This is a genomic window from Bifidobacterium amazonense (genome assembly GCF_018555435.2).
GTDB lineage: Bacteria > Actinomycetota > Actinomycetes > Actinomycetales > Bifidobacteriaceae > Bifidobacterium > Bifidobacterium amazonense.
Map to the genome: position 1 here is coordinate 1 of NZ_JAFEJT020000008.1, position 13,373 is coordinate 13,373.

Consider the following 13,373-nt stretch of genomic DNA (forward strand, 5'->3'; position numbering starts at 1 on the left):
TTTGCGGCGGTCATGGCCCAGGTGAGACGCCCGGCTCCATTCCGAACCCGGAAGCTAAGGCCTGGCACGGCAATGGTACTGCACCCGATAGAGTGTGGGAGAGTAGCACACCGCCGCATTCACACTTGATGAGGACCCCGGTCGAGCCACACGGCTCCCGGGGTCCTTTCATACCCACACACCACAACGAAACACACACGCAAGAACAAAACCGCCACGCCCCTGGGTAGGGGCGCAGTACCGCGCCGTTGCGTATGCGATGACGGTGCCGGCAACTATCCAAATGCCTCCGCTGCGGCGATGATGCGCGACAGTTCCTCATCGACGAGGTCTCGTCCGTACGTATCCAGGAACGGCTCCAGATATGCATCCGTATGCAGATTGAATCGCAGCGTCCACAACGCCCAGTACACATCCACATGCCGGTCGCTCATACCGGCGCAATCCAGATCGACGAAACCACTGAACCGCCAATCGTCCAGGATCACGTTCGGCAGGCAGTAATCCCCGTGAATCAGCACATCGGCGTGCAGCAGACTCCCACGGTCGCGGACGATCGCATGGATCTCGTCTACGGAAGCGTCGCCGTACGGATCGGTGTGGAACACAGCGCATGCAGGGATGATCCCCTGTGTAGCTTCATGCGACCGTTTTACAGACGGTGTTCCCCGCGCATGCGGGGATGATCCTTCGACGGGAGCGCCGCCCTTCCACTGCGTCCAGTGTTCCCCGCGCATGCGGGGATGATCCCTCGCCCAACGGCTGCTCGATCAGCCAATAGCGGTGTTCCCCGCGCATGTGGGGATGATCCCGGGATGAGGACCGGCACCATGAGACCGGATTGGTGTTCTCACGCCGGCAGGGATGATCCTTGGACTGCATAGGGAAGATTGGTGCTGGGCGAGACAACCTGAGATGAGGGACACCAAATCAATACCGCCTAAAGATGTAAGGTGGATACGGCCTTAAGCGACAATCAAAGAGTGTTATTACATCCGTAATACAGCTGTTTAGCGGTATGCTGAACTCCTTGGGTTCGGTATTTGACATCATCAAATGATAAGATGAGTGCAAGAACCCCAAGCGCAAGTGAAAAGCCGAAGTCCCGGATTCTCGACCTATCCGGGGCTTCGGCCCTACACCATCATCCCGCGCCACACCATGAAACACAAGCTCCAAGGACTCGGCGGACTCGCCTTCGCCCTCGTCGCCGCCGCATGCGCATTCGCCGGAACCGCTCCGTGGATCACGGCGCTGTTCGCCATCGCCATAGGCGTCGACTGTCGCACCCTCGGCCTGTTTGGAGACCATGATGACTGAACACTATCTCAGCGTTAAGCAGGTGGGAGAGCGACTCGGAGTCAAAAACGCTAGCGTCTACAAGCTTCTTGAACCTGATGCCACCATTGGAGACACCAAAAGCTGGCTCCCCGAGACCATCGACGAATGGAACCGCAACCGTCCTGGCCGAGGCGCCGGTGGCGGGCGGCCGCGTAAGAAGAAGGTTGAGTAGCTATGACGAGGTATTCGAGAAGACTCGCCGAGGGGGAAGGGGTAGTTGTCATATCCTTGCGGTAGTGCTATAGTTTGATATTTGCGTATATGCATGTCATATGGCGGGCATGCTGACAAAGACGAAGCGCCCGCGATTCTAGGCATATGGCGGCCTGCAAGGCGCTTGTCGTGGAACAACAGTATCGAACGAACAAGCGAGCGATAAGGAACGTCCATTGGCTACTGAAGCTACGACGAACACCACCACCATGATCGCACGCGCCGACCAGCACGACATTGATCTGCACAAGGCGTCGGACCGTGTGAACTTCGGCTCCATCCGCGAGCCCATCGATGTGCCCTACCTGCTGGGCGTGCAGACCGACAGCTTCGACTGGCTGATCGGCTCCGACCGCTGGAAGAAGCGCGTCGAGGAGGATGAGAAGAACGGCACCACCACCGTGCCGCACATGTCCGGCCTCGACGAGGTCTTCAACGAGATCTCCCCGATCGAGAACTTCGCCCAGACCATGTCCCTGACCTTCTCGGACCCGTACTTCGAGGAGCCGCGCCACACCGTGCAGGAGTGCAAGGAGAAGGACTACACCTACTCCGCGCCGCTGTACGTGAACGCCGAATTCGAGAACGGCGACACCGGTGAGATCAAGTCCCAGACTGTGTTCATGGGCGACTTCCCGCTGCAGACCCCGCACGGCACCTTCATCATCGGCGGCACCGAGCGAGTCATCGTCTCCCAGCTCGTGCGCTCCCCGGGCGTCTACTTCGACCGCTCCACCGACCGCACCTCCGGCAAGGACGTGTTCGGCGCGAAGATCATCCCGTCGCGCGGCGCGTGGCTCGAGTTCGAGATCGACAAGCGCGACGTGCTCGGCGTGCGCGTCGACCGCAAGCGCAAGCAGTCCGCGATCGTCTTCCTTATGGCCATCGGCATGACCAAGCCGGAGATCCGCGACGCGTTCGAAGGCTACCCGCTGGTCCTCGACGCGCTCGACAAGGAGACCGTCGACACGCAGGACGAGGCGCTCACCGACCTCTACCGCAAGATCCGCCCGTCCGACACCGCCACCCCGGAGGCCGGCCGTAACCTGCTCGACTCCTTCTACTTCAACACCAAGCGCTACGACCTGGCGCGCGTCGGCCGTTACAAGATCGACCGCAAGCTCGGCCTCGAGCACGACATCAACGACCGTTCGCTCAAGCGCGAGGACATCATCGCCACCATCAAGTATCTGGTGACGCTGCACGCCGGCGAGGCGACGTTCCCGGGCAAGCGCAAGGGCCAGGACGTCGACCTGCGCGTCGAGACCGACGATATCGACCACTTCGGCAACCGCCGCATCCGCCAGGTCGGCGAGCTGATCCAGAACCAGCTTCGCACCGGCCTGTCCCGTATGGAGCGCGTCGTGCGCGAGCGCATGACCACGCAGGACTCCGAGGCGATCACCCCGCAGTCGCTGATCAACATCCGCCCGGTGAACGCCACCATCAAGGAGTTCTTCGGCACCTCGCAGCTCTCGCAGTTCATGGACCAGAACAACCCGCTGGCCGGCGTGACCAACAAGCGTCGTCTGTCGGCCCTCGGCCCCGGCGGTCTGTCCCGCGACCGCGCCTCCATGGAGGTGCGAGACGTGCACCCGTCCCACTTCGGCCGCATGTGCCCGATCGAGTCCCCTGAAGGCCCGAACATCGGTCTGATCGGCTCGTTGGCGACCTTCGGCCGCGTCAACCCGTTCGGCTTCATCGAGACCCCGTACCGCAAGGTCGTCGACGGCCAGGTGACCAACGACGTCGAGTACATGACCGCCGACCAGGAAAACGACCATGTCATCGCGCAGGTCAACCAGAAGCTCGACAAGAGCGGCAAGTTCGTCTCCGACGTCGCCCTTGCGCGAGCCGACGAGGAAGAGGCGGTCGACGTCCCGGTCAGCTCCGTGGACTACATGGACGTCTCGCCGCGTCAGATGGTCTCGATCGGCGCCTCGCTGATCCCGTTCCTCGAGCACGACGAGGGCCACCGAGCGCTGATGGGTACCAACATGCAGCGTCAGGCCGTCCCGCTGGTCGAATCCGAGCGTCCGCTCGTCGGCACCGGCTCCGAATGGCGCGTCGCGTACGATTCCGGCGACGTGATCATCGCCGACAAGCCGGGCGTCGTGATCTACGTGTCCGCCGACCTGATCCGCGTGATGAACGACGACGGCACGCAGTCCAGCTACAAGCTGTCCAAGTTCCAGCGCTCCAACCAGACCACCTGCTACAACCAGCGTCCGATCATCAAGAGCGGCGAGCGCGTCGAGGCCGGCACCGTGCTGGCCGACGGCCCGGCCATCCAGAAGGGCGAGATCGCGCTCGGCAAGAACCTGCTGGTCGCGTTCATGCCGTGGAACGGCTACAACTACGAGGACGCCGTGATCATCTCGCAGCGTCTCGTGCAGGACGACACGCTCTCCTCCATCCACATCGAGGAGTACGAGATCGACGCCCGCGAAACCAAGCTGGGCGCCGAGGAGATCACCCGCGACCTGCCGAACGTGGGCGAGGACGCGGTGGCCAACCTCGACGAGCGCGGCATCATCCGCATCGGCGCCGAGGTCGAGGCCGGCGACATCCTCGTCGGCAAGGTCACGCCGAAGGGCGAGACCGAGCTGACCCCGGAGGAGCGCCTGCTGCGCGCCATCTTCGGCGAGAAGTCCCGCGAGGTGCGCGACACGTCGCTGCGCGTGCCCCACGGCGAGACCGGTACCGTCATCGCGGTCAAGGAGATCACCCGCGAGGACGCCGAGGAGGACGGCGACGAGCTGCCCAACGGCGTCAACCAGATGATCCGCGTGTACATCGCGCAGCACCGCAAGATCACCGTCGGCGACAAGCTGTCCGGCCGTCACGGCAACAAGGGCTGCATCTCGCGCATCCTGCCGGAAGAGGACATGCCGTTCCTCGCGGACGGCACCCCGGTCGACATCATGCTCAACCCGCTGGGCGTGCCTTCGCGAATGAACCTCGGCCAGGTGCTCGAGCTGCACCTCGGCTGGATCGCGCACTCCGGCTGGGACATCTCGCTCGACCCGGATCTCGAGGCCGAGTGGAAGAAGTACATTCCGGAAGGCGCCGAGAAGGGCGAGCCGGGCACTCCGGTGGCCACCCCGGTGTTCGACGGCGTCAAGCCCGAGGTCATCAAGGGCCTGATGAAGTCCACCCTGCCGAACCGCGACGGCGACCAGATGGTCGGCGAGGACGGCAAGGCGTGGCTGTTCGACGGCCGTACCGGCGAGCGTTTCGGCAAGCCGATCTCCGTGGGCTACATGTACATGCTCAAGCTCCACCACCTGGTCGACGACAAGATCCACGCGCGTTCCACCGGCCCGTACTCGATGATCACGCAGCAGCCGCTGGGCGGCAAGGCCCAGTTCGGCGGCCAGCGCTTCGGCGAGATGGAGGTGTGGGCCCTCGAGGCCTACGGCGCCGCCTACACGCTGCACGAGATGATGACCACCAAGTCCGATGACGTGGACGGCCGCGTGCGCGCCTACGGCGCGATCGTCAAGGGCGATAACCTGCCGCCGGCGGGCATCCCCGAGTCGTTCAAGGTGCTGCTCAAGGAAATGCAGTCCCTGTCGCTGAACGTCGAGGTGCTCAACGAGGAAGGCGTGGCCATCGACATGAAGGACGAGGACGACGATCCGGTCTCCGCCGGAGACGATCTGGGCTTCAACATCGGCGCCCGCCCCGACGCGGCCGCCAAGGAGGACCAGAAGGCTCCGGAGCCCGAGTACCAGTGATTCCGCGGCTGCCCTTCGGCCGGCCGGTCCTGCGGGTTTTCGCGAGGATCGGCCGGCCGGTGCGGCGGCCTGATACGCGACGGGCGTCGTGCGCGAACTTGCGCGACGCCCCGTGCGCCGACTCACAGACATCACAGACAACAGAGATAGTTTCACAGACAGTTTCACAGACAGGACAATAGAGTGCTGGACGTCAACGCATTTGACAAGCTTCGTATCGGCCTGGCCACCGCCGACGACATCCGCGGCTGGAGCCACGGCGAGGTCAAGAAGCCCGAAACGATCAACTACCGTACCCTCAAGCCGGAGAAGGACGGTCTGTTCGGCGAGCAGATCTTCGGCCCGACCCGCGACTGGGAGTGCGCCTGCGGCAAGTACAAGCGCGTGCGCTTCAAGGGCATCGTGTGCGAGCGATGCGGCGTGGAGGTCACCAAGTCCCGCGTGCGCCGTGAGCGCATGGGCCACATCGAGCTGGCCGCCCCGGTGACGCACATCTGGTTCTTCAAGGGTGTGCCGTCCCGTCTCGGCTACCTGCTCGACATCGCGCCGAAGGACCTCGAGAAGGTCATCTACTTCGCCGCGTACATGGTCACCAAGGTCGACGAGGAGCAGCGTCATCAGGACCTGCCCGACCTGCAGGACGAGTTCGACACCGAGATCAGCCACCTCGCCAAGCGCCGCGACAACGAGATCGAGGACCGTGCCAGGAAGGTCGAGGCCGATCTGCACGAGCTCGAGGCGGCCGGCGAGGCCACCGGAGCCAACAAGGCCAAGCTGCGCAACGGCGCCGAGCGTGAGATGGCGGCCATCCGCCAGCGCTACGACGACCAGATCCAGCGTCTGAACGCCGTGTTCGACCGCTTCAAGAACCTGAAGGCCGGCGACATGGAAGGCGACGTGGACCTGTGGCGCGAGATGGAGGACCGCTACGGCGACTACTTCGAAGGCTGCATGGGCGCCGAGGCGATCAAGAAGCGCCTGCAGGACTTCGACCTCGAGGCCGCGTCCAAGCAGCTGCGCGAGGAGATCGACACCGGCTCCGGCCAGCGCAAGGCCCGCGCGCTCAAGCGACTCAAGGTCGTCAACGCGTTCCTGACCACCGGCAACAAGCCGGAGGCCATGGTGCTCGACGTGATCCCGGTCATCCCGCCGGATCTGCGCCCGATGGTCCAGCTCGACGGCGGCCGCTTCGCGACCTCCGACCTCAACGACCTGTACCGCCGCGTGATCAACCGCAACAACCGACTCAAGCGACTGATCGAGCTCGGCGCCCCCGAGATCATGCTCAACAACGAGAAGCGCATGCTCCAGGAGGCCGTCGACTCCCTGTTCGACAACGGCCGCCGCGGCCGCCCGGTCACTGGCGCGTCCAACCGCCCGCTCAAGTCCCTCTCGGACATGCTCAAGGGCAAGCAGGGCCGCTTCCGTCAGAACCTGCTCGGCAAGCGCGTCGACTACTCGGGCCGTTCCGTGATCGTTATCGGCCCGTCGCTGCGCATGCACCAGTGCGGCCTGCCGAAGCCGATGGCCCTCGAGCTGTTCAAGCCGTTCGTCATCAAGCGTCTCGTCGACCTCAACTACGCGCAGAACATGAAGAGCGCCAAGCGCATGGTCGACCGCGGCGACACCGAGGTGTGGGGCGTGCTCGAAGAGGTCATCGCCGAGCATCCCGTGCTGCTCAACCGTGCGCCTACGCTGCACCGTCTGGGCATCCAGGCGTTCGAGCCGATCCTTGTCGAGGGTAAGGCCATCCACCTGCCGCCGCTCGCCTGCGCCGCGTTCAACGCCGACTTCGACGGCGACCAGATGGCCGTGCACCTTCCGCTGAGCGCGGAGGCGCAGGCCGAGGCCCGCTCGCTCATGCTCGCGTCCGATAACATCCTCAAGCCGGCCGACGGCCACACCGTGACCATGCCGTCTCAGGACATGATCCTGGGCCTGTACTGGCTGTCCACCGTGACCGAGGGCGCCAAGGGCCAGGGCCGCGTGTTCTCCTCGCTGGCCGAGATGCAGATGGCGCTCGACTTGCACGAGATCGACATGCAGGCCAAGGTGCTCGTGCGCTTGCCCTCCGACTTCGTGCTGCCGACCGGCTGGGAGCCGGGCGACGTGACTGTCGTGGACCCGGAGCCGGGCAGCCCCGAGGTCGTCCACGAGGAGCGTTTCTCCGACGGCACCGTCCTGTTCGCCACTTCGATGGGCCGACTGCTGTTCAACGAGACCCTGCCGACCGACTACCCGTTCGTCAACGAGCAGGCCCCGAAGAAGGTCCTCTCGCGTATCGTCGACGACATCGCGACCCGCTATTCGACCGCCCAGGTGGCCGCCACGCTGGACGCGCTCAAGGATCTCGGCTTCACCCGCGCCCCGTGGTCGGGCGTGACCTTCGCGTTCTCCGACGTCACCGAGCCGCCGGAGCGCGAGGCGCTCGTCGCCGAATCCGAGGCGCAGGTCAACAAGATCAACCAGCAGTACGACCTCGGCTTCTTCACCGAGGAGGAGCGTCGCCAGGCGATCATCGATGAGTGGACCAAGTGCACCGAAAAGGTGTCGGACGCGGTCGTCAAGCACTTCGACCCGAAGAACAACCTGGCCATCATCGTCCAGTCCGGCGCACGAGGCAACATGACCCAGATCAACCAGATCGCGGGCATCCGAGGCCTGGTGAACAACCCGAAGGGCGAAGTCATTCCGCGACCGGTCGAGTCCAACTACCGTCAGGGCCTGTCCGTCCTGGAGTACTTCATCTCCGAGCACGGCGCGCGTAAGGGCCTGGCCGATACCGCACTGCGTACCGCTGAGTCGGGCTACCTGACCCGTCGTCTGGTCGACGTCTCCCAGGACGTGATCGTGCGCGAGGAGGACTGCGGCACCAAGAAGGGCCTGCCGATGCGCGTGGCCGACCGTCAGGCCGACGGCACGCTGACGCTGGTCAAGGCCGCCGACGGCGGTCCGTACTCCCGTCTGCTCTCCGCCGACGTGATCGACCCAGCCGACGGCACGACCGTGCTGTACAAGCGCGGCGACGCGCTGAGCATGGACGTGCTCAAGGACCTCGTGGCGCACGGCGTCGAAGAGGTCAAGGCCCGCTCCGTGCTGACCTGCGAGTCCAAGCGCGGCGTGTGCGCCAAGTGCTACGGCTGGTCGCTGGCCACCAACAAGCTGGTGGACGTCGGCGAGGCCGTCGGCATCGTCGCGGCCCAGTCCATCGGCGAGCCGGGTACCCAGCTGACGCTGCGTTCCTTCCACTCCGGCGGCGTCGCGGCGGCCTCCGATATCACGCAGGGTCTTCCCCGTGTCACCGAGCTTTTCGAAGCCCGCACCCCGAAGGGCGAGGCGCCTATCGCCGAGTTCCCGGGCGTGATCAAGACCGACGCGGAAGCCGACCACGTCTACCAGATGACGCTGACCCCGGACGACCAGACCGTCGAGCCGATCGTCTACACGGTGACCCGTCGCGCCCCGCTCCTCGTCAAGGACGGCCAGCACGTCGAGGCCGGCCAGCAGCTGACCGAGGGTTCCGTCGACCCGAAGAAGATCCTGCGCATCCTCGGCCCGCGCGCCGCGCAGGTCAACATCGTGGAGGAGGTGCACACCGTGTACCGCTCCCAGGGCGTCGACATCCACGACAAGCACATCGAGGTCATCGTGCGCCAGATGCTGCGCCGCATCACCGTCATCGACTCCGGCGACACCAACCTGCTGCCGGGCGAGCTGGTCGATCAGGCGCGCTTCAAGGAAGCGAACATGGAGGCCGTGAAGAACGGCGGCAAGCCGGCCGCGGGACGCCCGGAGCTCATGGGCATCACCAAGGCCTCGCTCGCCACCGACTCGTGGCTGTCCGCCGCCTCCTTCCAGGAGACCACCCGCGTGCTCACCGAAGCCGCCCTGAGCCAGAAGGTCGACGACCTCAAGGGCCTCAAGGAGAACGTCATCATCGGTAAGCTTATCCCGGCCGGTACGGGCCTCGCCCGCTACCGCAACGCCGTGGTCGAGCCCGACAAGGCGATCCGCGACACCATCTACCCGAACTTCGGTCTGGGCGGCGGCACCGACGCGGACACCGACTTCTCCGACGCCGACCTGTCCGACGTGGACTTCGCGAACCTCGACTTCGGCGATCTGAAGCTCGGCGACGACTTCAACCCGGACGACTTCCTGGACGACCAGGGCGGCCAGGACGACGTCGAGTGACCGTTGCCCGTTCGCTGAACGTCCGTTCGGATCTGCTGCCGCGTCGGGCGGCGGGCGGTCCGGACGAATAGGCCGATAAGCGTCGGTCGAGACGCCGACATGGTGTGATCCGTGGCCCCGATCCCGTGAAGGGATCGGGGCCACGTCGTTTTCGGCGGTCGTGACCGAGGCCGGGACGATCCGGCGGTGTGGCGTGGCGTACGTGACGTGCGCGGTGTACGGGCCAGGGACAGCCGCGCATGCAGTCGCTTGGGCCACGGCAGCGAGGCGAGCATCGCGGCGCGAGCCTCGAGCAACGCCAGCCAATAGGCCTCCGCACGATCCGCGGACACCGTCTCGCCGGAATACTCGGCATGATCGGCCTCGTCGCGCAATGATCGCAGCAACATACGGTTGATGCCGAACCGATGCGCGGCCAGACCGGCCTGATCCCGCCGGGTGCCGGGCAGATCGACGCCGCCCTGCCATGCCCACGTCACCAGCGCCGACCATCCGGCGACGATGCGCCGGTTCGGCGGGCCCCGTCGTCGCAGCTGCTGCAGCATCAGCTCCTTGACCAACAGGATGACGCCGCATCCGGCCAGCAGGATCCACACCGGGCCGGAACACCATGCGGCCAGCGTCAGCGCACGCACCACGGACGGTCCGTGCGGCGCCGCCGTGTCCGTTCCCGCCTCGTCGGCATCCTGACCATCCACCGTGGACGATGCACGGTTGCGTACCTCATCCCGTAACGGGTCGGCCAGCGGCGGGGGAGGCTGCCTCACCAGCGTGAGCGGGTCGGGAGAAGCGGTGCCGGTCGAGTCATCCGGAATCCGCGTCTCCGACGGCGTCGGATACAAAGCCACCCAGCCCAGACCACGGAACCTGATCTCCACCCATGCGGCCACGTCGGCACCGGTGAACCGGGTGACGGTCGTGCCGTTCTCCTGGGAAACCGTACGCGCATCGCTGATCATGCCATGCTCGTCCTTCGGCAACAGGCCGAGCACCACGCGCGACGGCATCCCGAGCACGCGCGCGGCCAACGCCATCGCGGACGCGTACTGTTCGCTGTTGCCGACCATCGGCCCTTCGCCGAACATCATGGACAGACGGTAATGGCCATGCCCGGCGGCGGACGGGTAGTCGTCCGCCAAACCGTCCGAAAACCAGCCGTCCGTGCGCAGGGAATCACGCAACGCAAGCGCCGCGGCGCCATCCGTGCCATGCCCGGCCGCCGTCGCCTCCGCCCACGCGGCCAACGCATCGGGAACATCGGTCGCAGCCGACCGGTCCGGCTCGGCGGCGAAGGCTTGGGACACCTCCTCGTCGGAGACCTGCGGGTCGGTGACGCCCGCCAGCGCATACGAGAGCCCCTCTGCCGGCTCGACGGACAGCAGCGCCGCACGCGAGATGTCGTTGTAGTACACATTCGGAACATGCATGCTCGACTCGTCCGCACCCGGTCCGTCAGCATGCCCGGCCGCCGTGATCTCGACGGCATGCGCCGTGCCGGCGATCGGCAGCCAATGGTCCCATAGCCCGCGTCCGACGGTGACTTCGGCCGAAAACCGGACGCATCCGGCGGAACGGCTCGAGCCGCCGGATGGGGACACGCCGTCGCCGACCAGCCGGTACCGGGCGGACGAATCTCCGTCCGAGGGATCGGACAGGCGCCATATGTTGCCGTCGAAGTCATCCATCACCGCCAGACGGATCGGCGTGCCCGCCGGCAGACCGGTGACGGTGAGCAGCACGTCGTCGTGATGGTATTTCAGCAGCCCGCGCATGCCGCTGAGCGGACTGGTACGGGCATACGACTCCAGCGGAGGCTCATACCGGTCGCGCAGCGCCAGACGTCGCGCCGATGGCCAGGCGCAGACCCCCGCAGCCAGCAGGCCGGCCGCGACCAGCATGGCCACGGCCGGCATCAGCCGGTGGGAATCCCACAGCCGATTCCGGCATGCGTGCCACAACAATGGCAGCATGGCCGCGATCATGCCGCACGCCGTGCGGCGGACGCCATCCGACGTGCCCAGCAAGGCGCATAGGGCGAAGACGGCGGCGCCGCACGACCAGCCGGCCACCAGCGCGGGGACGGAGCCGTCCGCGGAAGCGGCCAGACAGACGGCGATCAGCAGGGACGACCACAGGCAGATCGTCCACACCGCGGACAGGCATCCGTGCGACGAGCCGACCGGGGGCTCCACGGCGATCAGATAGGTGAACGATGCGGCCGCATCCGTCCAGCCCGACCATGCCGCGGCCAGCCATGAGACAGGCGCGGGAGACCCGCGGGCAAGGGCGCTCGCCCCGGACCCGCCCCGGGCCAACGACAGCAGCGGTCCGGACAGCCCCTGCGCCAGGATGGGCAAGGTCATCGTCCGACAGACGCCCCATGATCTGACCCATCCGGCGGCCAACAGGCCGATCGTTACCGCGGGCAGGGCGGCGAACGCCCAGAGCGCCGCTGAGCCATACACGTCGATCAGATTCGACGCCGCCAGCAGCGTGACGATGCCCGCCACGGGCAGCGCACGCCATTCGAACGCGGATTGCGCGGAACGCCTGGATGCGCGGGACGGGGATGATGCGTTCATGGCAGGGCCTCCAAGATCATGGGCAATTCGTCGAGCGTGCCGATGCACGCCACCATGGTGCCGTACATGGGCAGGGGACGGAACCGTACGTCGCTGCCGAAGACGGAACCTGAGCCGGGACCTGAGCCGGATCCGACGGGAAGGTCTTGCCCTGTGGGATCAGACCGCCGCAGCGTCTGCAGCACCAGGCCGGCGGGACCGAGAAGACGCGCGGACCGTTCGGCGCAGACCGCGGGATCATGAGCGGAACCGATGACCGTGCACTGCAGGACGGGAGAAGCGGGGCGGAACGCACGCGGCTCTTGGCGGGACAGGACGTGGCGGCCCGTTACGGCATGCGGTCCGGCATGATCACCTGCGGGCATCGTCGTGATCGCGCTGCAGAAGTCGAGGAACTCCTCGACGCTGCCGGGGCGGATGCTCGCCCCTCCGGCCTCGGCGGTCAACGGACGACGTGACAGCAGGCATTGGACGCCGATGGACGCGAACACGCCGACCGCAAGCTCGAATTCGGCGTCATCGGCATAGCCCTCCTCGCCGGCATCCAGCATCAGATCGGTATCGACCCGGCAGGACGCCTCATACTGCCGGACCATCAGTGTGCCCATGCGCGACGTGCTCAGCCAATGCACCGCGCGCAGGTCGTCGCCGGGACGGTACTCGCGAAGCCCCTGAAAGTCGAGATCGTCGTCGACGGTACGGCCGTTCGGCCTGCCGTCCAGATCATGGCGGACCCCGGTGTCCGGCAGCGGACACCGGACGGTGCGCGGGTGCACGGACACGCGGCGGGTGCCGCCCAGCCGCCGCTCGCCGTGCATCAGCCCGAACGGATCCCCGGTACGGACCACAACCGGTCCGACGTCCATCACGCAACGGGTGCTCGTATCGGCTTGCAGCCGCACCGTGGCCGTCCGTCCGGCCCCCAGTCCGGGGACGCGGATGCGCAAGGTCCCCGTTCCCATGACCAGCAGCGCCTGACCTGCCGGCATGGCCGATGCGCCGGGGTTCCTCACGTTTACCGTCACGTCGAGACGGTCTCCCACGGCCAGACGCGTGGCGGACACGTCGACCGACATCTCCCCGCATGCGGTCACGCGCGACATGACGGCGGCCATGACGGACAGCGACGTCAGCACGATGCCGGCCGACAGCGACTCCGACCATCCGGTGAACGGGAACGCGAGCATACCCAGCACCCCGAACGACGCGCACAGCCACCCCAGCGGCGACGCCTGCGGTCGCGCGCCGTTGCCGCGATCCACGTGCGATGCGCGATGACGGCCCATCGCAGCCTCCTTTACAT

At 66.1% G+C, this 13,373-nt stretch carries 5 protein-coding genes, 1 rRNA gene and 1 pseudogene; 5 read left to right on the forward strand and 2 right to left on the reverse strand.

Translation table 11 applies throughout. From position 1 onward, the window contains the following. The first annotated feature begins 2 nt into the window (after positions 1–2). The 5 genes from rrf (at position 3) to JS533_RS03205 (ending at position 9,488) form a co-directional block, all read left to right on the forward strand. A 5S ribosomal RNA gene (gene rrf, locus JS533_RS03185) occupies positions 3–119 on the forward strand. Positions 120–1,161: 1,042 nt separating this feature from the next. Continuing rightward, the gene (locus JS533_RS03190; RefSeq protein WP_241513088.1) at positions 1,162–1,320 is read left to right on the forward strand and encodes a hypothetical protein; all 159 of its coding nucleotides are present in this window, start codon (positions 1,162–1,164) and stop codon (positions 1,318–1,320) included. Continuing rightward, on the forward strand, positions 1,313–1,513 hold the full coding sequence (locus JS533_RS03195; RefSeq protein ID WP_241513131.1) for a hypothetical protein: 201 nt from the start codon (positions 1,313–1,315) through the stop codon (positions 1,511–1,513). Before JS533_RS03190 ends, JS533_RS03195 begins: the two co-directional genes overlap by 8 nt. Before the next feature lie 250 nt (positions 1,514–1,763). Beyond that, positions 1,764–5,294: a DNA-directed RNA polymerase subunit beta gene (gene rpoB / locus JS533_RS03200; protein WP_241513132.1), complete on the forward strand. Its 3,531-nt coding sequence runs from the start codon at positions 1,764–1,766 to the stop codon at positions 5,292–5,294. A gap of 183 nt (positions 5,295–5,477) precedes the next feature. Beyond that, positions 5,478–9,488, forward strand: coding sequence for a DNA-directed RNA polymerase subunit beta' (locus JS533_RS03205; protein ID WP_241513089.1), 4,011 nt, complete (start codon positions 5,478–5,480; stop codon positions 9,486–9,488). Positions 9,489–10,333: 845 nt separating this feature from the next. Here JS533_RS03205 and JS533_RS13765 read toward each other — a convergent pair. After that, positions 10,334–12,070 (reverse strand): annotated as a pseudogene (locus JS533_RS13765) (transglutaminase-like domain-containing protein); the annotation flags it as partial. Beyond that, on the reverse strand, positions 12,067–13,356 hold the full coding sequence (locus tag JS533_RS03215) for a DUF58 domain-containing protein (RefSeq protein WP_241513090.1): 1,290 nt from the start codon (positions 13,354–13,356) through the stop codon (positions 12,067–12,069). The gene JS533_RS03215 and the pseudogene JS533_RS13765, both read right to left, overlap by 4 nt. Between the last annotated feature and the right edge of the window lie 17 nt (positions 13,357–13,373).

Bases quoted from the DNA above. Each gene is read 5' to 3' on its own strand.
- JS533_RS03215 (WP_241513090.1), bottom strand. From the start codon at position 13,356: ATGGGCCGTCATCGCGCATCGCACGTGGATCGCGGCAACGGCGCGCGA.
- JS533_RS03190 (WP_241513088.1), top strand. From the start codon at position 1,162: ATGAAACACAAGCTCCAAGGACTCGGCGGACTCGCCTTCGCCCTCGTC.
- JS533_RS03195 (WP_241513131.1), top strand. From the start codon at position 1,313: ATGACTGAACACTATCTCAGCGTTAAGCAGGTGGGAGAGCGACTCGGA.
- rpoB (WP_241513132.1), top strand. From the start codon at position 1,764: ATGATCGCACGCGCCGACCAGCACGACATTGATCTGCACAAGGCGTCG.